Source organism: Microbacterium sp. H83 (genome assembly GCF_001650405.1).
GTDB lineage: Bacteria > Actinomycetota > Actinomycetes > Actinomycetales > Microbacteriaceae > Microbacterium.
In genome coordinates, this window is sequence record NZ_LWCU01000045.1 from 97328 (window position 1) to 119557 (window position 22230).

Consider the following 22230-nt stretch of genomic DNA (forward strand, 5'->3'; position numbering starts at 1 on the left):
TCAGTCTACTTTCGGGGTCTCGGATGCGGGGCGGTCGGGTCCGTCCGCAGTCTCGTTCTCGGGTCCGCCTGCGCTCTCGGATCCGCCTGCGCTCTCGGGTCCGCCTGCGTCCTCGGATGCGGGTCGGTCGGGTCCGTCCGCGGTCGTGGTCTCGTCCGCGCTTCCGCGCTCCTCGACGACAGCGCTCGTGACGACAGCGCTCGTGACGCCGGCGGCGTCGAGCAGACGAGCATGGCCCGCGACGAGGTCGTCGACGGCCGCCGCGAGCGTGGGGTCCTCTCCGCGCGCGAGACCCGCGTACTCGAGGGCGACGGCGCCGCCGGCGGCCGTGGCCTTGACCCAGACGCGGCGACGCGGCACGAACAGCGCGAGCATCAGGCCGCCGAGCGCGAGAAGCGCGAACCCGAGCACCCACGGCCCGGAGGCGTCGCGGTGGATCTGCAGCGAGGCGAAGCGCTTCACGGATTGCGAGGCGTCGGTGGCGCCCTCCGGCGACTCGTCCTCGAACGTCACCGTGCCCAGCCCGTTGGGCAGATCCGCCGTCTGACCGGGCGTGAGCTCGATGGAATCGAGATCCGTGGTGCGCCCGGTGAGCTTGGTCATGCCCGTCGTGTCGAGCACGTACACCGACCGCGGCACGCCCTCGTTGATGCCGAGATCGCCGGTGTAGACGTCGAGCGTCAGGGTGGGGTTGGTGAGATCGCCGAAGCCGGAGAAGAACGCCCCGGTGTCGAGCACGCCGGTCGTCGGGTAGAAGAACCCGACCAGTCCCACCTGCTCGGCGAGGCCGTCGGCGACCTTGATGACGCCCAGAGAGGTCATGTTGTTGTCCTGCGGCAGGAAGGGCGTGCTGTTGGTGAAGACCACGTCGCCGTCGGGATCGCGCACCGTGATGGTGGGCGCATAGCCGTTGCCGAGCAGGAAGACGTTGTCGTCGGCGACGGCCAGCGGCTCGTTGACCTTGACCGCGCCGGTGCGCTCCTCGCCGTTCTCCTGCAGCGTGACGTTCGCCGAGAAGTCGCCCGCCTGTCCGGAGCCGGGCTCGCCGAACGGCTGATACGTCACGTCGAAGCTGTCGAGCCGCATCGAGTACGGCGCCAGCGCATCGTCGCCGACGAAGCGCCCGCGGTTCATCGAGTCGTAGTCGAGCAGCGTGTTGGCGAAGGTCTCCCCCTCGACGAGCACGCGCTGGCCCGTGTACGCGAAGCCGCCGCCCACGCCTACGGTGATGAGCACGCCGACGAGCGCGAGGTGGAACAGCAGGTTGCCGGTCTCGCGCCAGTATCCGCGCTCGGCCGACACCGAGGCCGTGCGACCGGAGTCGTAGCGTTCGACCCGGTAGCCGAGCGCCTTCAGCTGCTTCGTGGCGATGTCGATCGAGGAGACCGCATCAGCGGCGGCATCCGAGGACGCCCGCTCGACCTCGCGGAAGTCCGCCAGCCTCTTCAGACGGGCCGGCGTGCGGGGCGGACGTGCCCGGAGCGCCTTCGCGTGGTGCTTGATGCGCGGGATCACGCAGCCGACGAGCGACGTGAACAGCAGGAGGTAGATCGCCGAGAACCACGGCGAGAGGTACACGTCGAACAGCTTGAGGGCGTCGAGGACCGGGAAGAGATCGGGGTTGTCGCGCTCCCACTGGGTGACGCCGTTCGGGTCGGCCATTCGCTGCGGGAAGATCGAGCCGGGGACCGCCGCGATCGCGAGCACGAGCAGCAGGACGAGGGCCGTGCGCATCGACGTCAGCTGACGCCAGCACCAGCGCAGCCAGCCGACGAATCCGAGTCGCGGCTGGGCGATCGTCTCGTCGCCGTCGACGTGGTCGGACGGTCGGAGCGGATCGCTGGATCGCTCGGTCTCGGTGCTCACGGCATCCTTCCGGTCCGTTTTCCTCTGATCAGAGCGGGAGGATGACACTGCTCATCACCGCCGTCAGTCGCGACATGATGTCGGTCCACAGGCCGGTCACCATGAGGATTCCCAGCGCGATCAGCAGGATGCCGCCGATGACGTTCACCACGCGGATGTGCCGACGCAGGAATCCGATCGTCTTCGTCGCCCAGCCGAAGCCCAGCGCGACGAGAAGGAACGGGATGCCGAGCCCGAGCGAGTACGCGAGGCCGAGGGATCCGGCTCGCACCGGGTCGCCCGCGTTGAACGACAGGGCGAAGATCGCACTGAGCGTCGGCCCGAGGCATGGTGCCCAGCCGATGCCGAGCGCGACACCGAGCAGCGGCGCTCCGATGAGGCCGAGCTTCGCGTCGACGTGGAAGCGGAACTCGCGCTGCGCGAAGCCGAAGAGACCCAGGAAGACGAGCCCCATGAGGATCACGACGGCGCCGAGGATGCGCGTGACCAGCTCGCCCCACTGGATGAGGAAGACGTTGGCCAGGCCGCCCAGCGCGGTCAGCGAGACGAAGACCGCGCTGAATCCGAGGATGAAGAGGAGCACGCCGAGCACCAGCCGTCCTCGACCGGATGCCGAGGGAGCGCTGCCGTCCGTCGCGGCACGGTCCGTCGTCGTGCGTCGGGGGGCGGCCGCGCCGCCGAGGAAGCCGAGGTATCCGGGGACGAGCGGCAGCACGCAGGGCGAAAGGAAGGACACGAGCCCCGCGAGCATCGCGACGGGGATCGCGAGCCACAGGGCTCCCGATCCGATGACGACTTCTGGGCTCACAACGCTCCCGAGGCGGTCACGAGTCCTCCGCGAGCGCGTCCTCGACGAGCGTCGAGAGGACGGAGGTGCCGTCGATCGGCCCGATGATGCGGGCTGCCACGCGCCCCTGCTTGTCGAGCACGAGGGTCGTCGGCGTCGCCTGGATCGGCACGGATGCCGCGAAGGCGAGCTTGGCCTCGGCCGTGTCGACGTCGATCAGGCTCGGGTAGGTGACGCCGAACTCCTCGGAGAACGCCTTGGCCGTGTCGGCCTGGTCCCTCGTGTTGATGCCGACGAAGGCGACGTCGTCTCCGCCCTGCTCCTGCCAGACGGCCTCCAGATCGCCGGCCTCGACGCGGCACGGCGCGCAGCCGGCGTACCAGAAGTTGACGACGGTGACCTTGCCGGCGATGTCCGCACTGTCGAACTGCTCGCCGTCCTCGGTCACGCCGCCGAACTCGACGGGCTCGCCGCGCTGGGCCACGGGGATCTCGACGATCGCACCGTCGGCCGCGACGTATCCGGTGTTCTCCCCGCTGAGGAAGGAGTCGCTGACCGCGTCGGGAGCGCAGGCGCTCAGACCGATGGCGAGCACCGCGGCGAGCGCGGCACCGATCGCTCGGCGAGGAAGCCGGGTGCGAGAGGAGCGGCCGCTGCGGATCGGACGAACCGTCGAGGCGAGTGGCACGATTCCCAGTGTACGCGGGGGTTCCTATGCGTGGGCCGGACGGCGCGGCCTCCGCGCGCGGTCTGCGAGCGGGGACGCCGCAGCCATCCGACACGACACTCCTCAGAGGCTCGACACGAGGTCGGCGACGTGCGCGCGGAAGCCCGGGCAGGTCGCGATGTCATGCGCCCGGCACTGCATCGCGTGCTCGGTCATCGCGCGGGAGATGCGCATCTCGTCCATCCGACGGTCCAGGTCGTCGAGGTGCTGCTGGAGCACCTGGTGACGACCGGCGCTCTCGTCGTCGAGCAGCACGGCGATCTGCTCGAGGCTCATGCCCGCGGCCTTGCTGCGTCGGATCACCGCGATGCGCACGATCTCATCCTGGCCGTACCGCCGTCGCCCCGATGCATCGCGCGGGGGCTGCAGCAGGCCGACAGACTCCCAATGACGCAGCACGTTCGTCGGCAGATCGAAGCGCGCGGCGACGTCGCCGACGGACCACGGATGCGCGGAGTTTGACTTCATGTTGACATGAAGTCACAGAATGGGCGACCACGCAACATCACACCCTCTGGAGGACCCCGCATGTACGACGCGATCGTGATCGGAGCAGGCCCCGCCGGCCTGCAGGCCGCACTGACCTTGGGACGGATGCATCGATCGACCCTGCTCCTCGATTCGGGCGAGTACCGCAACGGAACCGTGCTGCACATGCACAACGTCGTCGCGGAAGACGGCACCCCGCCCGCCGAGTTTCGCGCGACCGCACGCGCGCAGCTCGCCGACTACCGAGACGTCGAGATCCGCGACGTCGCGGCGCGCAGCGTCGCGCCCCTCGACGGCGGCTTCTCGGTCGTGCTCGCGGACGACAGCACGGTCGGCGCGCGGCACGTGGTCCTGGCGACCGGTGTCGCCGACGACCTCCCCGCCGTACCCGGCCTGCAGGAGCTCTGGGGGATCGCGGCGTTCAGCTGTCCGTTCTGCGACGGTCATGAGCACGCGGGGCGACCGATCGGCATCCTCGGTGCCGCTCCGCGAGCCCAGCACCTGATCGGGCTCCTCGGGCGCATCGTCGGCGAGATCACCGCGTACCCCGTGGGCGAGGCGTACACCGACGAGGAGACCGCGATGCTCGAGGAGCTCGGCGCGCGGGTCAGCCCCGAGCCGGTGAGCGCCGTCGCCGCCTCCGCATCCGTCGACGGCGGTGTGCGCGTCTCGACGGCCGCGGGCGGATCGGACGTGGCCGGCGTCTTCGTGGCATCCGCCGCCCTGCGCCACCGCGCTCCGTTCGCCGCGCAGCTGGGGCTGCGGCTGCTCGACTCGGGATCGATCGAGATCGACGACTTCGGACGCACCTCGTCGCCGGGGGTCTTCGCCGCCGGCGACCTCGCGCATCGCTCATCGCTCCCCGGCCCGCTGGCGTCGGTCGTGATGGCCGCGGCCGCGGGTCAGCTCGCCGCGATCGGGGTCATCCAGTCGCTCTCGGCGCACTGACCCGCTGCGAAGGTCAGACCGCTCCGACGTCCACCGCGCCGCCCGTCGCCGCGGGTTCGACGTAGGCGACCTCGCGCCACACGTCGCCGACGAGCTCGAACGACGTGATGCTCGAGAGCGCGCAGCGCCGCGTGCGCGGATCGTGCTGCAGCGGCAGACCCGCCACCCGGAGGTGCGTGACCCAGACCGGCGCCTGATGCGAGACCATCACGAGGTCGCCGCCCGACGACTCGTGCCAGGCCTCGCCCATCAGTCCCAGCATCCGCTCGGCGATCGACGCGTACGGCTCGCCCCAGCTCGGGAGCGCGGGCTGGCGCAGATGCCACCAGTTCAGCGGGTTCATGAGCGAGCGCTTCATGCGCGTGCCCTCGAACACGTTCGTCGGCTCGATGAGGCGGACGTCGGTCTCGGGCTCGAGACCGAAGACCTCCGCGAACGGCTGGGCGGACTCCTGCGCGCGTTCGAGCGGAGATGCGAACAGCGCCGTGACGGGTCGTTCGAGGTCGGCGATGTGGTCCGCCGCCGCCTGCGCCATGCCGCGGCCGGCCGTGCTCAGGTGGTAGTCGGGCAGACGTCCGTAGAGGATGCGCGCCGGATTGTGCACCTCTCCGTGGCGGACCAGATGCAGTCGCGAGGCCACCATCTCAGACCGCGCGGTAGCGGGACTCGCCGAAGCCGAGGATCAGGTACCCGATGTAGGGGAAGACGAAGAGGAGGAAGAACGAGAAGAGCCCGCCCTTGCCGAAGCGCTCCCCGAGCTTGACCGCGACGATGATCCCGAACACGAACCCGACGATGGGGATCAGGTAGAGCAGGGCGAGCCAGCCCGACATGCCGGCGATCTTGACGAGGAACACCACGTTCACGATGGGGATGATCGCGAGGATGCCGGGGTATCCGGCCTTCGTGAACACCTTCCAGAGGCCGATCGCGACGAGCACGTAGAAGACGAGGGCGATGAGCCCCGTCGTCCCGGAGAAGATCGAGGCGTACAGGTCGGAGATGCCGTTGGAGTCCATGATTCCCTTTCCGTCGTGGCGATCCTACTGACCGACATGCCACCGACGGAGGAGGCGACACCTCCCCCGTAGAATGAGCGGGTTCACCATTTCCCAGATCAGGAGGAATCCTCCGTGCTTCGCACTCACTCCGCCGGCTCCCTGCGAGCCGAGCACATCGGCCAGACCGTCACCCTCTCGGGGTGGGTGGATCGCCGTCGTGATCACGGAGGAGTCGCCTTCATCGATCTGCGGGACGCCTCGGGCATCGCGCAGGTCGTGATCCGCGACGAGGAGATCGCGCACCCGCTGCGCAACGAGTTCGTCCTCAAGGTGACCGGCGAGGTCTCGCGCCGCCCCGAGGGCAACGCGAACCCGAACCTCCCCACGGGTGAGGTCGAGCTCATCGCGACGGACGTCGAGGTGCTCAACGAGTCCGCTCCCCTGCCGTTCCAGGTGTCCACGGCCGTCGCCGACACCGAGACGGTCGGCGAGGAGGCCCGCCTCAAGTACCGCTACCTCGACCTGCGGCGCCCCGCCGCGGCATCCGCCCTGCGCCTGCGCTCCGACGTGTACAAGGCGATCCGCGATGTGCTGCACGCCGAGGACTTCACCGAGGTGGAGACGCCGACCCTCACGCGTTCGACGCCCGAGGGCGCCCGCGACTTCGTCGTGCCGGCGCGCCTGCACCCGGGCAGCTGGTACGCGCTGCCGCAGTCGCCGCAGCTGTTCAAGCAGCTGCTCATGGTCGGCGGCGTCGAGAAGTACTTCCAGATCGCGCGCTGCTACCGCGACGAGGACTTCCGCGCCGACCGTCAGCCGGAGTTCACGCAGCTCGACATCGAGATGAGCTTCGTCGACCAGGAGGACGTCATCACGCTGATGGAGTCGCTCGTCGTCGCGATGTGGAAGACGATCGGCGTCGAGGTGCAGACCCCGCTGCCCCGCATCACGTATGCCGAGGCGATGGCGAAGTACGGCTCCGACAAGCCCGACCTCCGCTTCGGTCTCGAGATCGTCGAGGCGACCGAGTACTTCGCCGAGACGCCGTTCCGGGTGTTCCAGGCCGAGTACGTCGGTGCCGTGCGGATGCCCGGCGGTGCGAGCCAGCCGCGCAAGCAGCTCGACGCGTGGCAGGACTGGGCGAAGCAGCGCGGCGCCCGCGGCCTGGCGTACGTCCTGTTCAACGAGGACGGCACGCTCGGCGGCCCCGCCGCCAAGAACCTGTCCGAGGCCGAGCAGGCAGGGCTCGCCGAGCTCGTGGGCGCGGAGGCCGGGGACTGCGTGTTCTTCGCCGCCGGGTCGACGAAGGAGAGCCGCGCCCTCCTCGGTGCCGCGCGCGTCGAGATCGGGCGCCGCCTCGGCTACCTGAACCCCGACGAGTTCGCGTTCACCTGGGTCGTCGACGCCCCGATGTTCGAGCCGGCGGCGGATGCCGTGGCATCCGGCGACGTCGCGGTCGGCGCCGGAGCCTGGACCGCCGTGCACCACGCGTTCACCGGCCCGAAGCCCGAGTTCGAGGCGACGTTCGACACCGACCCCGGCTCCGCTCTGGCTTACGCGTACGACATCGTCTGCAACGGCTCGGAGCTCGGCGGCGGCTCGATCCGCATCCACCGCGAGGACGTGCAGAAGCGCGTGTTCGAGGTCATGGGCATCAGCGACGAGGTCGCGCAGGAGCAGTTCGGCTTCCTGCTCGACGCGTTCAAGTTCGGCGCCCCGCCCCACGGCGGCATCGCGCTCGGCATGGACCGCGTGCTGCAGCACCTGTCGAAGACGGAGTCGATCCGCGAGGTCATCGCGTTCCCGAAGTCCGGCAACGGCTTCGACCCGCTGACCGCCGCTCCGGCACCGATCTCGGCCGAGCAGCGCGCCGAGGCCGGCGTCGACTACGAGCCCGAGGACGACGAGGCCTGACGCTCACGTCCGAGCAAGAGGCCCTCTCCCGCACACCGGGAGGGGGCCTCTTGCTCGCTCAGCGCAGCGTCGCGAGCGCCGGCGCGATGTTCTCGTTCCAGACGTCCACGCCGAGCTTCGCGATCAGCGCCACGACCACGACCAGGAACACCACGCGGATGAATCGCGTGCCTCTCGAGACCGCCATGCGCGAACCCAGGTAGCTGCCCGCGACGTTCGCCACCGCGAGGATGCCGCCGAGGAGCCACAGCACGGCGCCGTGCGGGATGAACAGCAGCAGCGCCCCCGTGTTCGTCGCGAGGTTCACGATCTTCGCCTTCGCGCTCGCCTGCAGGAAGTCGTAGCCGAGGAGGGCGACGAGGGAGATGACGAGGAAGGTGCCGGTGCCCGGCCCGATCAGCCCGTCGTAGAAGCCGATCACCAGCCCGGCGAGCCCCGCCATGATGTGGTGCTTGTGTCCGCTGAACCGCAGCCGCGTCGCGGCCCCCATCTGCGGACGGAACGCCGTGAACAGGGCGACCGCCAGCAGAGCCACGACGATGATCGGCTTGAAGGCGGCGGCGGGCAGGACGGTCGCGACCGCCGCTCCCCCGAACGATCCGGCGAGCGCGATCGCGGCCATGGGGAGGGCGGTGCGGATGTCGGGTCTCGCGCGGCGGTAGTAGGTGACGCTGCTCGTGGCTGTGCCGAAGACGGACGCCAGCTTGTTCGTCGCGAGGGCCTGGATCGGGGAGATGCCCGGGATGAGGAGCAGCGCAGGCAGCTGCAGCAGCCCGCCGCCGCCGACGACCGCGTCGATCCATCCGGCCGCGAAGGCCGCGACCACGATCAGGATCAGGGTTCCCCAGGTGAGCTGCTCGAGCCCCAGCATCCCGCCGATGTCCATCCCTCCAGGATGTCAGACCCGCCACCGCCGGGATGACGCTGCCGCCCGATGCCGTTCCCCGAGATCCAGCCGCGGACGATCACCGATTCCGCGGACGAACTCCGGGCAGACGTCCGAGCGAACGTCGTTTCGCCGCAGGATGCGACCGTTCGCGATATATCCGCCACCACTCGGACACCGCGCGTTCACCCGGCCCGGGCCGATCGGCAACCCACGGCCCATAGTGTCCTCTCGCAACCCGAATCCCCGGCTCACAGCGCCGGACACCGAGAGGACCCTTATGACGAACTTCCACCGCCGTGCGCGCATCGGCGCCGGCCTCGCCCTGATCACCACCGCCGCGCTCGGCCTGACGGCCTGCTCCGGTGCGGCCGACGCCTCGGGCGGCGACGCCGGCGGCGACGCGGTCGACGCGGCGACCGCGACCTCGGTCGAGGACTTCGGCAGCTTCGAGGAGCTCGAGGAGGCCGCGAAGGCCGAGGGTCAGCTCAACGTCATCGCGCTTCCGCGGGACTGGGCGAACTACGGCGAGATCCTCGATCTGTTCACCGAGAAGTACCCCGAGATCACCATCAACGAGGCATCCCCCGACGTGTCGAGCGCCGAGGAGATCCAGGCCGCGGAGACGAACGCCGGCCTCGACACCGCACCGGACGTGTTCGACCTCGGCCTCACGGTCGCGCTGCAGAACACCGACGTGTTCGCCCCGTACCAGGTGCAGACGTGGGATGAGATCCCCGACGCCCTCAAGGAGCCCTCCGGCCTGTTCGTCGGCGACTACGGCGGGTACATGTCGATCGGATACGACTCGTCGAAGTTCGACGCTCCCGAGTCCCTCGACGACCTGAAGGATGCCGCCTACAAGGGCGCCGTCGCGATCAACGGCGACCCGACCCAGGCCGGAGCGGCCTTCGCCGCGGTGGGTCTCGCGACGGTCCAGTCCGACGGCACGCTCGACGACTTCCAGCCCGGGATCGACTTCTTCTCGGAGCTCCAGAAGGCCGGGAACCTGCTCAAGGTCGACGTCACCACCGCGACGGTCACGAGCGGCGAGACGCCGGTCGTCTTCGACTGGGACTACCTCAACGCCGCGCACACCGCCGACAACGAGAACTGGAAGGTCGTCGTCCTCGACGGCACCGGCTACGCGGGCTACTACAACCAGGCGATCAACAAGGACGCCCCGAACCCGGCCGCCGCGCGCCTGTGGCAGGAGTTCCTCTACAGCGACGAGGTCCAGAACCTGTGGCTGAAGGGCGGCGCTCGTCCGGCACGCATGGAGGCCATGACCGAGGCCGGCACGATCGACGCCGACCTGGCGGACGCCCTGCCCGAGGTCCCCGCCGAGACGGTCGTCCCGACCGAGGAGCAGTCCACGAACGCCGGCACGCTGCTCGGCGAGAAGTGGGCAGCGGCGGTCCAGTGACCTCTGCCACCACCGTGGGGGCGGATGCTCCGGCATCCGCCCCCCTCATCCCCGTGACGCCGAGCGCAGGGCCCGCGACCAGCTCGCGGTCCCTGCGCTCGGGGCCCTCCCTCGCGTGGCTCGGCCTCGTCCCGTTCGCCGCATACGTCCTGCTGTTCCTCGCGGTCCCGACGATCCTCGCGATCGGCTCGGGCTTCTTCACCTCCGACGGCGCCTTCACGTGGACGAACGTGTCGGCGCTCGCAGACCCCGTCGTGCTGACCACGTTCGCCAATTCGGCGGGCGTCTCCCTGCTCACCGCCGTGATCGGCGCCGTCGTCGGCGCCCTCGTCTGCTACGCGCTGCTCGGCATGAACCCGGAGGGCGCGGTGCGCTCCACCGTGGATGCCGCAGCCGGCGTCCTCGCGCAGTTCGGCGGCGTCATGCTCGCGTTCGCCTTCATCGCGACGATCGGGATCCAGGGCATCGTCAAGCTGTTCCTGCAGGACACCTTCGGCATCAACATCTTCGAGAACGGCACCTGGCTCTACGAGCTGCCGGGCCTGATCCTCCCCTACATCTACTTCCAGGTCCCGCTCATGGTCATCACCTTCATGCCCGCGCTCGCGGCCTTGAAGCCGCAGTGGGCCGAGGCGAACCTGACGCTGGGCGGCACGCGGGCGAGCTTCTGGCTGCGCATCGGCATCCCGGTCCTCGCTCCGTCGTTCCTCGCCAGCCTGCTTCTCCTCTTCGCGAACGCCTTCTCGTCGTACGCGACGGCCGCCGCCCTCGCCAGTCAGGGCTCGCAGATCGTGCCGCTGCAGATCCGCGCCGCGCTCACGAGCGAGACCGTGCTCGGCCGCGAGAACCTCGCCGGCGCTCTCGCGCTCGGCATGATCGTCATCGTCGGAGTCGTCATGGCCCTCTACTCCCTCATCCAGCGTCGGGCAGCGAGGTGGCAGGCATGAACCGTCTCGCCCCCTCCCCCGTGACGCGCTGGATCATCGGCATCCTCGTGGGAGCGTTCTTCGCGATCCCGCTGATCTCGACCTTCCTCTACACCCTCCGCTCGACGGACGACTCCCTGTCGTTCGACCGCTGGGCCGCCCTGTTCGACCCCGCGGCGTCGGCGGCCATCCGCCCGATCTGGACGGGCCTCGGCAACTCGCTCGTGCTCGCGGTCGTGACCGTCGCGATCGTGCTCCTGCTGCTCGCGCCGACCATGATCCTGGTCAACCTGCGATTCGGCAGCCTCAAGCCGGCGTTCGAGTTCGCGGTCCTGCTGCCGATCTCGATCCCCGCCATCGTTCTGGTGGTCGGCCTCGCCCCGATCTATCTGCAGATCGGGCGCACGCTGGGCACCGGCACCTGGACCCTGGCCTTCGCCTACGGCATCACGGTGCTGCCGTTCGCCTACCGCTCGATCCAGGCGTCCATCGACGCGGCGGATCTGCGCACCCTCGCCGAGGCGGCGCGCTCCCTCGGCGCGAGCTGGCCGACCGTCGTGCTGAAGGTGCTCGCCCCCAACCTGCGCCAGGGGCTCCTCGCGGCCTCGCTCATCTCGATCGCCGTCGTCCTGGGCGAGTTCACGATCGCGTCGCTCCTCAACCGACAGGTGTTCCAGACGGCCATGGTGGTCGTGCAGAAGCAGGATCCCTACGCACCCGCGATCTTCACCCTGCTGGCGCTCCTGTTCGTCTTCCTCCTGCTCCTCCTCATCGGCCGCCTCGCCCGAGGCAACGGAAAGGCCCGCGCATGACCCTCCCCCAGACCGCCGACAACATGCTGCTGGCCGAGGCCGGCGAAGGCACGCGCGTCGAGCTGCAGAGCATCGTCAAGAGCTACTCCGGCACCACCGTGCTGCACGGCGTCGACCTCGACATCGCGCCGGGCGAGTTCGTGTCGCTGCTGGGTCCGTCCGGATGCGGCAAGACCACGCTGCTCCGGGTCCTCGCCGGTCTCGAAGGCCTCGACAGCGGGGCCGTGCTGCTGGGTGGGCGGGACGTCTCGCGCGTGCCCACGAACAAGCGCGACATCGGCATGGTGTTCCAGTCCTACTCCCTCTTCCCGCACCTCCGCGTCGTCGAGAACACCGCGTTCGGTCTGCGCCGCCGCGGTGTCGGCAAGGCGGAGGCGAACACCCGCGCGCTCGACGCCCTCGCGCTGGTCGGGCTCGCCGACTTCGCCGAGCGCTTCCCGCACCAGCTGTCCGGTGGTCAGCAGCAGCGTGTGGCGTTGGCTCGCGCGCTGGTGACGGAGCCCAAGGTCCTGCTCCTCGATGAGCCGCTGTCGGCGCTCGACGCCAAGGTGCGCGTGCAGCTGCGCGATGAGATCCGCCGCATCCAGCTGCGCCTCGGCATCACGACCGTCTTCGTCACCCACGACCAGGAGGAGGCCCTCGCGGTCTCCGACCGGATCGCCGTGATGAACTCCGGTCGCATCGAGCAGATCGGCTCGCCGGAGGAGCTCTACACCGCGCCCTCGACAGCGGGCGTCGCCGCCTTCGTCGGGCTCTCGAGCGTCGTCTCGGGGGTCGCGGAGGGTGACCACGTCGTCGTGTGGGGTCAGAGGCTTCCGCTGCAGACGCCGGCCGACGGTCCCGTCGACGTCTTTCTCCGGCCGGAGAACGTGCATTTCGCGTCCGAGGCGGATGCCGCGACCGACGCGCTCGTGCAGGAGAGCACGTTCCTCGGCAGCATGCGTCGGACGCTCGTACGCACCGAGTCGGGCGAGCTCGTGCGGCTGCAGCACGCGCCGGGGATCCATCCCGCCTTCGGTGACCGCGTGCGCATCGCCGTGGCTCCGGAGCCGGTCGCGGTGCACCCGCGCGGCTGATTCGGCTCGCTCCGGAGTGCAGCGCCCGCACCCCACGCACGAGACCCCTCTCGCTGAGGACAGCGGGAGGGGTCTCGTGCGTGCGGCGTGCGCGGTGTCAGAGCACCCGCGCGAGGAAGTCCTTCGTGCGCTGGTGCTGCGGGTTCGCCAGCACCTCCCGCGGATCGCCCTCTTCGACGATGTGTCCGCCGTCCATGAAGATCAGACGCGACCCGACCTCGCGGGCGAAACCCATCTCGTGCGTGACCACGAGCATCGTCATGCCCTCGTCGGCGAGCGACCGCATGACCTGCAGGACCTCGCCCACAAGCTCGGGGTCGAGCGCGGAGGTCGGCTCGTCGAACAGCATCATGTCGGGGTTCATGCACAGTGCGCGCGCGATCGCGACGCGCTGCTGCTGACCACCCGACAGATGCCCAGGGAAGGCGCCCGCCTTCTCGGAGAGCCCGACGCGGCCGAGCATCTCGTGAGCGATCCTCTCCGACTCCGCCTTGCCGCGCTTCTTGACCCGGCGCTGCGCGATGGTCAGGTTGTCGAGCACGCTCAGGTGCGGGAACAGGTTGAAGCTCTGGAACACCATGCCGATGCGGGTGCGCACGCGGTCGATGTCGACGTCCGGGTCGGTGATGTCGATGCCCTCGATGAGCACCTTGCCGCCGGTCGGCTCCTCGAGCAGGTTCACCGAGCGCAGGAGCGTCGACTTGCCCGACCCCGAAGGGCCGATCACGCAGACGACCTCGCCGGCGGTGACGGTGAGGTCGATGCCCTTGAGCACCTCGTTGTCGCCGAACGTCTTCACGAGCCCCTGCACGTCGATCACGGGGGCGTGCACGTCGATCAGGTCGGTGGTCATCGCTGCCTCGCCATCCGCCGCTCCAGCCACGCCGTGTAGCGCGTGAGCGGGATCGTCACGATCAGGTACAGGATCGCCGCCATGATCAGCGGCGTCGCATTCGAGTTCTGCGTCGTCGCGTCACGTGCGAACGTCGTGAGCTCCTTCGACCAGATGAAGGCGCCGGCGATGAACAGCAGGGACGTGTCCTTCAGCAGCAGCACGAACTCGTTCGTGAGCGGCGGGATGATGATGCGGAAGCCCTGCGGGACGACGATCCAGAAGGTGGTCTTCATCGGGGACATGCCCAGCGAGCGGGCCGCCTCGGTCTGCCCCTTGGGCACGGCCTGGAGACCGGCGCGGATGGTCTCGGCCATGTACGCCGAGGCCACCAGGATGAGTCCGATGAGTCCGAGCACGACCGGGCCGCCGAGCTCCTGACCGCGGATGCCGGTCGCGATCGGCACGATGAAGGCGACGCCGAAGATCGTGAGGATCGCGGGGAGCCCGCGGAACAGCTCGATCCACGCCGTCGCGATCCACCGGAAGGGACCGATGCTCGACAGCTTCAGCAGAGCCAGGACGATGCCGAGCAGCAGGCCGCCGGCGAACGCCACGACCGTGAACCACAGCGTGTTCACGAGGGCCGTGGTGATGATGCCCGGGAACATCTTCGCCGCGACCTCGGGGTTGAAGAACAGCGGTCCGATCTTCGCCCAGTTCGTCGTGACGGCCGCCCAGACGACGATCGCGATCAGCACCGCGTAGACGATGTACCGATACAGCTTCTGCTTCGTGGTGCGCCTCAACGCCATTGTCAAGGTCCTCCCGACCTACCGTTCCCGCCCGGTCAGTTCGCGGTGAAGTAGGTGTCGTAGATCGTCTGGTAGTCGCCGCTGTCGCGGAGCTCCTTCAGCGCACCGTTCACGGCGTCGAGCAGCGCGTCCTTCTCGCCCTTCGCGAAGGCGAAGCCGTACGACTCGTCGGTGTTGTACTCCTCGACGATCTCGTAGGCGCTGTCGGCCTTCTCGTGCTCGAGGTTCACCGGCTGGTCCTGGAGGATCGCGTCGATCTGTCCGGCCTGCATGGCCGGCCACAGCTCTCCGTCGGAGGGGTACTGCACGATCTGCGCGCCCTCGGCGTTCGTGTTGGCGTAGGCCTCACCCGTGGTGCCCTGCTGGACGCCGACGTTCTTGCCGGACAGGTCGTCGATCGACTCGATCCCGGAGTCCGTGCGGACGAGCAGCGACTGCAGCGAGTCGTAGTACGGGTCGGAGAAGTCGATGTTGGCCTGACGCTCCTCGGTGATCGTCATCGCGGATGCACCGATGTCGCACGTGCCGGCCGCGAGGGTGGTGCCGGACTGCAGCGCGTCGAAGCCCACGTCCTGCACGGAGAGCTCGAGGTCGAGCTTCTCGGCGATGGCGGCGAGCAGGTCGATGTCGAAGCCGGTGTATCCGGTGCCGTTGTCGCCGCCCTCGAACTCGAACGGCGGGTACGGGATGTCGGAGCAGACCGTCAGCGTGCCGGCGTCGACGAGACCGTACTCGTTGTCGGCGGCGGGCTCACCCGAACCGGATCCGCCCGAGCCGCCCGCGCAACCGGCGAGGGCGAGAGTGGCGGTCGCGGCGAGCGCGATCCCGGCGATGATGGTGCGACGCTGCATGTCAGCTCCTGAGGGGACGAGGGCCGAATGCCCACGGACGGGTAGGAGAACATCTAAACACGGGCCGCGACGGCTCGACGGACGACGGCAGCATTCTGCGGATCACATTTGTGTTGCAAGTACGTCGGACTGTGACGCACCCCACGAGCGCGAGGCACCTGCTGTTCACCTGGGGTCGCTAGTCTTCGTGCCACACGTGGAGCGGACGCGCTCCCGAGGGAGGAGGATCGACCATGGCAAAGAAGACGGCAGCGCAGCGCACCGCGGAGTCGGCTCTCGACGCCGCCAAGGATGCCGCGAGGGACGCGAAGAAGCTGATCAAGTCGCTGCCGAAGAAGAGCGCGAAGAAGCTCAAGCCCCTCGTGGAGGACGCTCAGGACGCGGCGAAGGTGTCGAAGAAGCGGATCGCGGATCGTCCGAAGAAGGTCGCGAAGTCGGCCGCCGCCGCCACCGAGCGGCTCCAGCAGGCCACCGCCCGTCTGGAGGCGAACGCCTCGAAGGACGCGACGAAGAACAAGGACGCCTCGAAGAAGAAGAAGGACGCCTCGAAGAAGAAGGACGCCACGGCGAAGAAGGACGCTGCGCCGAAGAAGGCCGCGTCGAAGGATTCCGCTGCCGAGAAGGCCGTGCCGAAGGACGCCGCATCGAAGACGGCCGCGCCGAAGAAGGACGCCACACCGAAGAAGGACGCCGCGCCGAAGAAGGACGCCGCGCCGAAGAAGGACGCCGCGCCGAAGAAGGCCGCCGCGCCGAAGAAGGGCGCCGCGCCGAGCACGAAGACCTCCGCGAAGAAGGCAGCGCCGCGGACCGACGCACCCCCCAGGGTCGCCGCGCCGGCCGATGACGCGCCGACGCAGGCCGCACCGGCCCGCACGGCATCCGAGGACCTGTCGGGCCTCACAGTGGCGGAGCTCCGCGCTCGCGCCCGAGCCGAGGGACGCACCGGATACTCCCGCCTGACGAAGGCGGCACTGATCTCCCTCCTCGCCGGCTGAGTCGTTGTCGAACGTCACGCAGGACGCGCTGGATCGACGCGCCGCCGCCCCCGCTCCCCGCACACTGATCGATGTCCTGCGCGACACCACGGCGCGGCATCCCGATGCCTCGGCTATCGAAGACGCCGACGGCGCCCTGAGCTACGGAGAGCTACTGGCACGCGTATGGCGGACCGCCGCCGACCTGCACGCCGCCGGGGTGCGGTCGGGGGACCGCGTCGGCATCCGGATGACATCGGGACGCCGGGAGCTCTACATCGGCATCCTCGGCGCGATGGCGGCGGGCGCGGCCTACGTCCCGGTCGATGCCGACGATCCGCAGGAGCGCGCCGACCTGGTGTTCGGCGAGGCGCACGTCGCGGGAGTCATCACCGACGCCGGCTACGGTCCGGCCGACGCCTCGCCGCCGACGCCCCTGTTCCGCAGCGCCGATCCGCATCCGAGCACCTCCGCGGAGCCCGTCGTCACGCCCCCTGGCATCGACGACGACGCCTGGATCATCTTCACCTCGGGATCGACCGGCGTCCCGAAGGGCGTCGCGGTGTCGCACCGCTCCGCCGCCGCGTTCGTCGACGCCGAGGCGCGGCTGTTCCTGCAGGACGCGCCGCTCGGTCCCGGCGACCGCGTGCTGGCGGGCCTCTCGGTCGCGTTCGATGCGTCGTGCGAGGAGATGTGGCTCGCGTGGGGACACGGTGCCTGCCTGGTGCCGGCGCCGCGGGCGCTCGTCCGCTCCGGCGAGGACCTCGGCCCGTGGCTGCTCGGTCACGGCATCACCGTCGTCTCGACCGTCCCCACCCTCGCCGCGCTGTGGCCGCAGGACGCGATCGAGAACGTCCGACTGCTGATCTTCGGCGGCGAGGCGTGCCCGCCCGAACTCGTCGCCCGACTCGCAGCGGACGGCAGGGAGATCTGGAACACCTACGGCCCGACGGAGGCGACCGTCGTCGCGTGCGCCGCGCTCATGGACGGCACCGGTCCCGTGCGCATCGGGCTCCCGCTCGACGGGTGGTCTCTCGCGGTGGTCGACGCCGCGGGCGAGCGGGTGGCCGACGGCGAGCCCGGCGAGCTCATCATCGGCGGCGTCGGACTCGCCAGGTATCTGGACCCGGCGAAGGACGCCGAGAAGTACGCGCCGATGCCCTCCCTCGGCTGGGAGCGCGCGTATCGCTCCGGCGACCTCGTCCGATTCGATCCCGAGGGCCTGGTCTTCCAGGGACGCGCCGACGACCAGGTCAAGATCGGCGGGCGGCGCATCGAGCTCGGCGAGGTCGAGGCGGCTCTGCAGGCCCTGACCTCGGTCTCGGCGGCGACGGTGGTCGTGCAGAAGAGCGAGGCGGGGATGCCGCTGCTCGTCGGATATGTCGTCCCCGACGAGGGCTTCGACCGCCAGGTGGCGCGCGGCGAACTGGCCGAGACCCTGCCCGCCCCCCTCATCCCGCTGCTGGCCACGGTGGACGACCTCCCCGTGCGGACCTCGGGCAAGGTCGACAAGGCCGCGCTTCCGTGGCCGCTCGACTCCGGCGACGCGGGCGCCTCCTCCCTCTCGGGCACGGCAGCATGGCTCGCGGAGCAGTGGTTCGCCGTGCTCGGGGTACGACCCGACGACGAGGATGCGGACTTCTTCCAGCTCGGGGGCGGCTCGCTCGCCGCCGCCCAGCTCGTCTCGCGGCTGCGCACCCGAGCCCCCGAGTTCACGATGACCGATGTCTACGATCTGCCGCGCCTGCGTCAGATGGCGGACGCCGTCGAGGAGGACGCCGACGACGACCCCGAGGAACGGGTCTTCAGCACGCCTGCGCCGACTCCGAGACGGATGCAGTGGGTGCAGACGCTCGCCGGCCTGCCGCTGTTCGTGTTCACCGGCATCCGCTGGCTGCTCTTCCTCCTGACCGCGAGCTGGATCCTGCGGCTCTTCCCCGGCTTCTACGTCCTCCCCGAGGTCTCCGGGTGGACGCTCCTCGTCGGGCTCGTGCTCTTCGCCACGCCGCTCGGCAAGATGACGATCGCCGCCGTGGCCGCGCGGCTGCTGCTGGCCGGCGTGCGCCCCGGAGACCACCCCCGCGGCGGAGCCGTGCACCTGCGGCTCTGGCTCGCGGAGCAGATCGCGCAGCAGGTCGATCCGGTGGGTCTCGCCGGCGCACCCTGGGTCGTCTACTACGCCCGCGCGCTCGGCGCCCGCATCCACAAGGACGTCGACCTCCACACCATCCCGCCGATCACCGGGATGCTCGAGATCGGCGCCGGAGCGTCGGTCGAGCCGGAGGTCGATCTCACCGGCTACTGGATCGACGGCGACACGGTGCGCATCGGCGGCATCCGCATCGGCGCCGACGCGACGATCGGAGCGCGCAGCACGCTCGCGCCCGGCACGAGGATCGGTCGACGCGCCGAGATCGCGCCCGGATCCGCCGTCTTCGGCCGCGTGCGCGCCGGTCAGCGCTGGGCGGGTTCTCCCGCGGCCCGCGTGGGCGGGACCTCGACGCCCTTCGCCCCCGGTCGACCGCCGAGCCGCACGCGCTGGCTGTGGGCGTACGCCGCGTCGTCCGCGCTCCTGGGGGCGCTGCCGATCGTCGCGCTGGCCGCCGGGGCGCTGGTGCTGGCGGCGGGCATGCGCGGGGCGGAGACCCTGCCCGGTGCGCTGCCCGGCATGCTCTCCCTCCTCGTTCCGGCGGTGCTGGTGGCCGGCGCGGTCTTCGCGCTGCTGGTCCTCGGTCTGGTGCGCCTCCTCGGGATCGGGCTCCACGAGGGCGTGCACCCGGTGCGCTCCCGCATCGCCTGGCAGGCGTGGACGACCGAGCGTCTGCTCGACTCGGCCCGCACGTTCCTGTTCCCGCTCTACTCCAGCATCCTCACCCCGATGTGGCTGCGAGCGCTCGGCGCCGACGTCGGACGCGACGTCGAGGCGTCGACCGTGCTCCTCATCCCGAAGCTGACGACGATCGCCGACGGCGCGTTCCTCGCCGACGACACCATGGTCGCGACGTACGAGCTGCAGGGCGGGTGGATGCGGCTGGCGAGGGCCCGCATCGGCAAGCGGGCCTTCCTCGGCAACTCCGGTCTCGCCGCCGGCGGCCACAACGTCCCGAAGGACGGGCTGGTCGCCGTGCTGTCGGTCGCCCCGCCCAAGGCGAAGGCCGGATCGTCGTGGCTGGGCTCGCCGGCCTCACGGCTGCGTCGCGTCGTCAACGACGCCGACCTCGAGCGCACCTATCGGCCCCGTCCCGGCCTGCGCGTCGCCCGCGCGCTGTGGGAGCTCGGCCGCATCGTCCCCGTGATCGTGACGTGTGCGCTCGGCCTGGCCGTGCTGCTCACCCTCGCGGCGATCGTCGAGACCTGGGGTCTGGGCGCGGCCGTCCTGCTCTCGAGTGTCGTGATGCTCGCCGCGGGAGCGGTCGCCGCCCTGGTGACCACCGCCGCGAAGTGGCTGATCGTCGGTCCGATCCGCGCCGGCGAGCATCCGCTGTGGTCGAGCTTCGTATGGCGCACCGAGGTCTCCGACACGTTCACCGAGATGCTGGCGGCTCCCTGGTTCGCGAACGCGGCCGCGGGGACGCCTGCGCTCGCGATCTGGCTCCGCACTCTCGGTGCGAAGATCGGCCGCGGCGTGTGGACCGACAGCTACTGGCTTCCGGAACCGGACCTCGTCACCCTGGGCGACGGCGCGACGGTCAACCGCGGTTGTGTGGTTCAGACCCATCTGTTCCATGATCGTGTGATGAGCATCGACGCAGTGACCCTCGAGAACGGTGCGACCCTCGGTCCGCACAGTGTCATCCTGCCCGCCGCCACGATCGGCGCGGACGCCACCGTCGGCCCCGCGTCGCTGGTCATGCGCGGGGAGCTCGTCCCCGTCGGGAGCCGCTGGAGCGGCAACCCGATCGGACCGTGGCGAGCCGTCAAGGTGCGCTCGTACCAGGCCTCGGACGTATGACCGTCGACCCCTACACCCCGCACAGCGGCGACCGCCGCTACGGGGTGCTGCACTACGACCTCGCCGTCGACTACCGGGTCACCACCAACCGCCTCTCCGGCACGGCGACGATCCGGCTGCAGCTCGCGGAGCGGACATCGCACATCTCCTTCGATCTGGTCGGGCTCAAGGCGACCAAGGTCCGCGTGACCGGCGATCGTCGCGCGTCGTTCCGTCAGGACGCGCGCCGCCTCAAGGTGGTCTTCGGAGCGGACCGGGAGAGCGGCGAGGAGCTCACGGTGGTGGTCGAGTACGCGGGTGCCCCCGCGCCGCGACGCACGCGCTGGGGCCTCCTCGGCTGGGAGGAGCTCGAAGACGGGGTGCTGGTGGCGTCGCAGCCGACCGGCGCGCCCACCTGGTTCCCGTGCAACGACATCCCCTCCGACAAGGCGACGTACCGGTTGGAGATCACCGCCGACCCCGAGTACACCGTCGTCAGCGGCGGCGAGGCGACCCGATCGACGCAGCGCGGACGCACCAGATGGACTTTCCAGCAGCCCGTCCGCACGGCGACGTACCTCATGACGGTGCAGATCGGGCAGTACGCGGACGACCGCGTGGACCTCGCCGGAATCCCGGGTCGGCTGTACCACCCGCGCGCTCTCGCTCCTCGGGTGCGCGCGGACTTCGCACGGCTGCCCGACATGATGCAGACGTTCGTCGCGGCTTTCGGCCCGTACCCCTACGAGTCCTACAAGGTCGTCGTGACCGCCGACGACCTCGAGATCCCGCTCGAAGCGCAGGGGATGGCCATCTTCGGGGCGAATCACGTCGACGGCGTCGGGGGCAGCGAGCGGCTCGTCGCGCACGAACTCGCGCACCAGTGGTTCGGCAACAGCGTCGGGGTCGCGCGCTGGCAGGACATCTGGCTGAACGAGGGGTTCGCCTGCTACGCGGAGTGGCTGTGGTCGGAGGCGGCGGGCGGACCGACGGCGCACGCGCAGGCGGTCGCGCACCACGCCCAGCTCCGAGCCCTCCCGCAGGACCTGATGCTGTCCGATCCGGGCCCTGCCGACATGTTCGACGACCGCGTCTACAAGCGCGGGGCGCTGACGCTGCACGCCCTCCGCCTGACGATCGGAGCGGATGCCTTCTTCGGTCTCGTGCAGGAGTGGACGTCCCGCTTCGCGGGTCTCGCGGCCACCACCGACGATTTCCTCGGCCTCGTCGACGGGGCCGGCGACGGCGCACGCGCGCTCGTGCGCACCTGGATCGACGAGCTCCCGCTCCCGAGCCTCCCGCGCAGCGGTCGTCAGCCGAGGGCGACGCTGAGCGTGTGACCCGCTGGGCCCGCGATCGTCGTCGCTGTGATCGTCGTCGACCGCCCGGGCAGGAGGACGGACCACGTCGTGGCCCGCTCCGGTGCTGAGGCGGGCGCGGACGGGTCCGCATGCATCCGCACCGCCGCGAGATCGACGTCGAGTCCGCGGCCATCCGCCTTCAATGCCGCCTCCATGCGCGTCCAGCCGGCCAGGTCGGGAACCTCCGACGGCGCGAAGAGCGCGGCGATCTCGGCCACCCTGGACGCGGACGATGCCGGTTCGAGGTCGACCCCGACGGATGCCGGCCATGGCGCCGCGGCCACGGCGACGAGTCCGTCGGCGTGACTGACGCTCATCGAGACGCCGTCGGTGCGCGGAGCAGCGTGGTGCCGTCCGCACCGATCGCAGCGGCTGTCGATCACGACGCCGGGTTCGCCGCGCAGCTCGCTCACCACGTCACGGAGAAGGGCGCGTCCGGCGAGGAAGGCCTCGGCGCGCGCGCCGCGCAGCTCGGCCAGGCGTGCGGACTGCCCCTCGCCCATCGCGGCGAGATCGCGCTCCGTGAAGCCGCCGGCGGGGACGGCGGGCGCCCATCGCACGACGGCATCCCGCCAGGAGAGGCGCCCCGCGCCCGTGTCGGCCACGCG

At 70.3% G+C, this 22230-nt stretch carries 20 protein-coding genes; 9 read left to right on the top strand and 11 right to left on the bottom strand.

Translation table 11 applies throughout. From position 1 onward, the window contains the following. The 4 genes from resB to A4X16_RS14470 form a co-directional block, all read right to left on the bottom strand. Complete coding sequence (gene resB, locus A4X16_RS14455) at positions 1-1866, bottom strand: cytochrome c biogenesis protein ResB (RefSeq protein ID WP_231880382.1); 1866 nt, start codon at positions 1864-1866, stop codon at positions 1-3. Between the two features lie 28 nt (positions 1867-1894). Then, complete coding sequence (locus A4X16_RS14460) at positions 1895-2674, bottom strand: cytochrome c biogenesis CcdA family protein (protein ID WP_067121684.1); 780 nt, start codon at positions 2672-2674, stop codon at positions 1895-1897. Positions 2675-2690: 16 nt separating this feature from the next. Then, a complete protein-coding gene (locus tag A4X16_RS14465) occupies positions 2691-3341 on the bottom strand; it encodes a TlpA family protein disulfide reductase (protein WP_067121687.1) in 651 nt (216 codons plus the stop codon). Between the two features lie 102 nt (positions 3342-3443). Continuing rightward, the gene (locus tag A4X16_RS14470) at positions 3444-3848 is read right to left on the bottom strand and encodes a MerR family transcriptional regulator (RefSeq protein WP_067121690.1); all 405 of its coding nucleotides are present in this window, start codon (positions 3846-3848) and stop codon (positions 3444-3446) included. Positions 3849-3908: 60 nt separating this feature from the next. Between A4X16_RS14470 and A4X16_RS14475 the strand changes: the two genes are divergently transcribed. Then, entirely contained in the window at positions 3909-4817 is a 909-nt protein-coding gene (locus tag A4X16_RS14475) for an NAD(P)/FAD-dependent oxidoreductase (RefSeq protein ID WP_067121694.1), read from the top strand. Positions 4818-4830: 13 nt separating this feature from the next. On the opposite strand, the gene A4X16_RS14480 is transcribed toward A4X16_RS14475, so the two are convergent. Next, a complete protein-coding gene (locus tag A4X16_RS14480; RefSeq protein WP_067121696.1) occupies positions 4831-5460 on the bottom strand; it encodes a histidine phosphatase family protein in 630 nt (209 codons plus the stop codon). A gap of 1 nt (position 5461) precedes the next feature. Next, on the bottom strand, positions 5462-5836 hold the full coding sequence (locus A4X16_RS14485) for a DUF5684 domain-containing protein (RefSeq protein WP_067121699.1): 375 nt from the start codon (positions 5834-5836) through the stop codon (positions 5462-5464). Between the two features lie 114 nt (positions 5837-5950). Here A4X16_RS14485 and aspS point away from each other — a divergent pair, with 114 nt between their 5' ends. Next, positions 5951-7732 (top strand): aspartate--tRNA ligase, encoded by a 1782-nt coding sequence (gene aspS, locus A4X16_RS14490; RefSeq protein ID WP_067121712.1) that lies wholly within the window; start codon positions 5951-5953, stop codon positions 7730-7732. 58 nt (positions 7733-7790) lie between these two features. Here the strand turns inward: aspS and A4X16_RS14495 are convergent, their stop codons facing one another. Continuing rightward, the gene (locus A4X16_RS14495) at positions 7791-8618 is read right to left on the bottom strand and encodes a sulfite exporter TauE/SafE family protein (protein WP_067121713.1); all 828 of its coding nucleotides are present in this window, start codon (positions 8616-8618) and stop codon (positions 7791-7793) included. A gap of 280 nt (positions 8619-8898) precedes the next feature. Here A4X16_RS14495 and A4X16_RS14500 point away from each other — a divergent pair, with 280 nt between their 5' ends. Genes A4X16_RS14500 through A4X16_RS14515 form a run of 4 tightly spaced genes read left to right on the top strand, consistent with a single transcriptional unit; the run spans position 8899 to position 12858 of the window. Beyond that, entirely contained in the window at positions 8899-10044 is a 1146-nt protein-coding gene (locus A4X16_RS14500) for an ABC transporter substrate-binding protein (protein ID WP_067121714.1), read from the top strand. Next, positions 10041-10991: an ABC transporter permease gene (locus A4X16_RS14505; RefSeq protein WP_157560216.1), complete on the top strand. Its 951-nt coding sequence runs from the start codon at positions 10041-10043 to the stop codon at positions 10989-10991. The genes A4X16_RS14500 and A4X16_RS14505 overlap by 4 nt, the downstream gene beginning before the upstream one ends. Beyond that, positions 10988-11782, top strand: coding sequence for an ABC transporter permease (locus A4X16_RS14510; protein ID WP_067121716.1), 795 nt, complete (start codon positions 10988-10990; stop codon positions 11780-11782). Before A4X16_RS14505 ends, A4X16_RS14510 begins: the two co-directional genes overlap by 4 nt. Continuing rightward, a complete protein-coding gene (locus A4X16_RS14515) occupies positions 11779-12858 on the top strand; it encodes an ABC transporter ATP-binding protein (RefSeq protein ID WP_067121717.1) in 1080 nt (359 codons plus the stop codon). The genes A4X16_RS14510 and A4X16_RS14515 overlap by 4 nt, the downstream gene beginning before the upstream one ends. Before the next feature lie 97 nt (positions 12859-12955). Here the strand turns inward: A4X16_RS14515 and A4X16_RS14520 are convergent, their stop codons facing one another. The 3 genes from A4X16_RS14520 to A4X16_RS14530 are packed head-to-tail and all read right to left on the bottom strand — an operon-like array spanning position 12956 to position 15356. Further along, positions 12956-13711 carry an amino acid ABC transporter ATP-binding protein gene (locus A4X16_RS14520; protein WP_067121718.1) on the bottom strand — a complete coding sequence of 252 codons (756 nt, stop codon included), beginning with the start codon at positions 13709-13711 and terminating at the stop codon, positions 12956-12958. Beyond that, positions 13708-14505: an amino acid ABC transporter permease gene (locus tag A4X16_RS14525; RefSeq protein WP_067121720.1), complete on the bottom strand. Its 798-nt coding sequence runs from the start codon at positions 14503-14505 to the stop codon at positions 13708-13710. Before A4X16_RS14525 ends, A4X16_RS14520 begins: the two co-directional genes overlap by 4 nt. A gap of 35 nt (positions 14506-14540) precedes the next feature. Next, positions 14541-15356, bottom strand: coding sequence for a basic amino acid ABC transporter substrate-binding protein (locus A4X16_RS14530; RefSeq protein ID WP_067121722.1), 816 nt, complete (start codon positions 15354-15356; stop codon positions 14541-14543). A 233-nt stretch (positions 15357-15589) separates the two neighbouring features. Between A4X16_RS14530 and A4X16_RS14535 the strand changes: the two genes are divergently transcribed. Genes A4X16_RS14535 through A4X16_RS14545 form a run of 3 tightly spaced genes read left to right on the top strand, consistent with a single transcriptional unit; the run spans position 15590 to position 21601 of the window. Continuing rightward, complete coding sequence (locus A4X16_RS14535) at positions 15590-16351, top strand: hypothetical protein (RefSeq protein ID WP_067121724.1); 762 nt, start codon at positions 15590-15592, stop codon at positions 16349-16351. A 4-nt stretch (positions 16352-16355) separates the two neighbouring features. Continuing rightward, positions 16356-20282 carry a Pls/PosA family non-ribosomal peptide synthetase gene (locus A4X16_RS14540; protein WP_067121726.1) on the top strand — a complete coding sequence of 1309 codons (3927 nt, stop codon included), beginning with the start codon at positions 16356-16358 and terminating at the stop codon, positions 20280-20282. Beyond that, positions 20279-21601 carry a M1 family metallopeptidase gene (locus A4X16_RS14545; protein WP_067121727.1) on the top strand — a complete coding sequence of 441 codons (1323 nt, stop codon included), beginning with the start codon at positions 20279-20281 and terminating at the stop codon, positions 21599-21601. The genes A4X16_RS14540 and A4X16_RS14545 overlap by 4 nt, the downstream gene beginning before the upstream one ends. Here A4X16_RS14545 and A4X16_RS14550 read toward each other — a convergent pair. Further along, positions 21574-22227: a 4'-phosphopantetheinyl transferase family protein gene (locus tag A4X16_RS14550; RefSeq protein ID WP_067121728.1), complete on the bottom strand. Its 654-nt coding sequence runs from the start codon at positions 22225-22227 to the stop codon at positions 21574-21576. The two genes, A4X16_RS14545 and A4X16_RS14550, sit on opposite strands and share 28 nt — an antisense overlap. Positions 22228-22230: the final 3 nt, after the last annotated feature.

Coding starts and splice junctions, on each gene's coding strand:
- A4X16_RS14525 (WP_067121720.1), bottom strand. CDS start 14,505: ATGGCGTTGAGGCGCACCACGAAGCAGAAGCTGTATCGGTACATCGTC.
- A4X16_RS14515 (WP_067121717.1), top strand. CDS start 11,779: ATGACCCTCCCCCAGACCGCCGACAACATGCTGCTGGCCGAGGCCGGC.
- A4X16_RS14480 (WP_067121696.1), bottom strand. CDS start 5,460: ATGGTGGCCTCGCGACTGCATCTGGTCCGCCACGGAGAGGTGCACAAT.
- A4X16_RS14475 (WP_067121694.1), top strand. CDS start 3,909: ATGTACGACGCGATCGTGATCGGAGCAGGCCCCGCCGGCCTGCAGGCC.
- A4X16_RS14520 (WP_067121718.1), bottom strand. CDS start 13,711: ATGACCACCGACCTGATCGACGTGCACGCCCCCGTGATCGACGTGCAG.
- A4X16_RS14530 (WP_067121722.1), bottom strand. CDS start 15,356: ATGCAGCGTCGCACCATCATCGCCGGGATCGCGCTCGCCGCGACCGCC.
- A4X16_RS14500 (WP_067121714.1), top strand. CDS start 8,899: ATGACGAACTTCCACCGCCGTGCGCGCATCGGCGCCGGCCTCGCCCTG.
- A4X16_RS14510 (WP_067121716.1), top strand. CDS start 10,988: ATGAACCGTCTCGCCCCCTCCCCCGTGACGCGCTGGATCATCGGCATC.
- A4X16_RS14545 (WP_067121727.1), top strand. CDS start 20,279: ATGACCGTCGACCCCTACACCCCGCACAGCGGCGACCGCCGCTACGGG.
- A4X16_RS14495 (WP_067121713.1), bottom strand. CDS start 8,618: ATGGACATCGGCGGGATGCTGGGGCTCGAGCAGCTCACCTGGGGAACC.
- A4X16_RS14535 (WP_067121724.1), top strand. CDS start 15,590: ATGGCAAAGAAGACGGCAGCGCAGCGCACCGCGGAGTCGGCTCTCGAC.
- A4X16_RS14470 (WP_067121690.1), bottom strand. CDS start 3,848: ATGAAGTCAAACTCCGCGCATCCGTGGTCCGTCGGCGACGTCGCCGCG.
- A4X16_RS14485 (WP_067121699.1), bottom strand. CDS start 5,836: ATGGACTCCAACGGCATCTCCGACCTGTACGCCTCGATCTTCTCCGGG.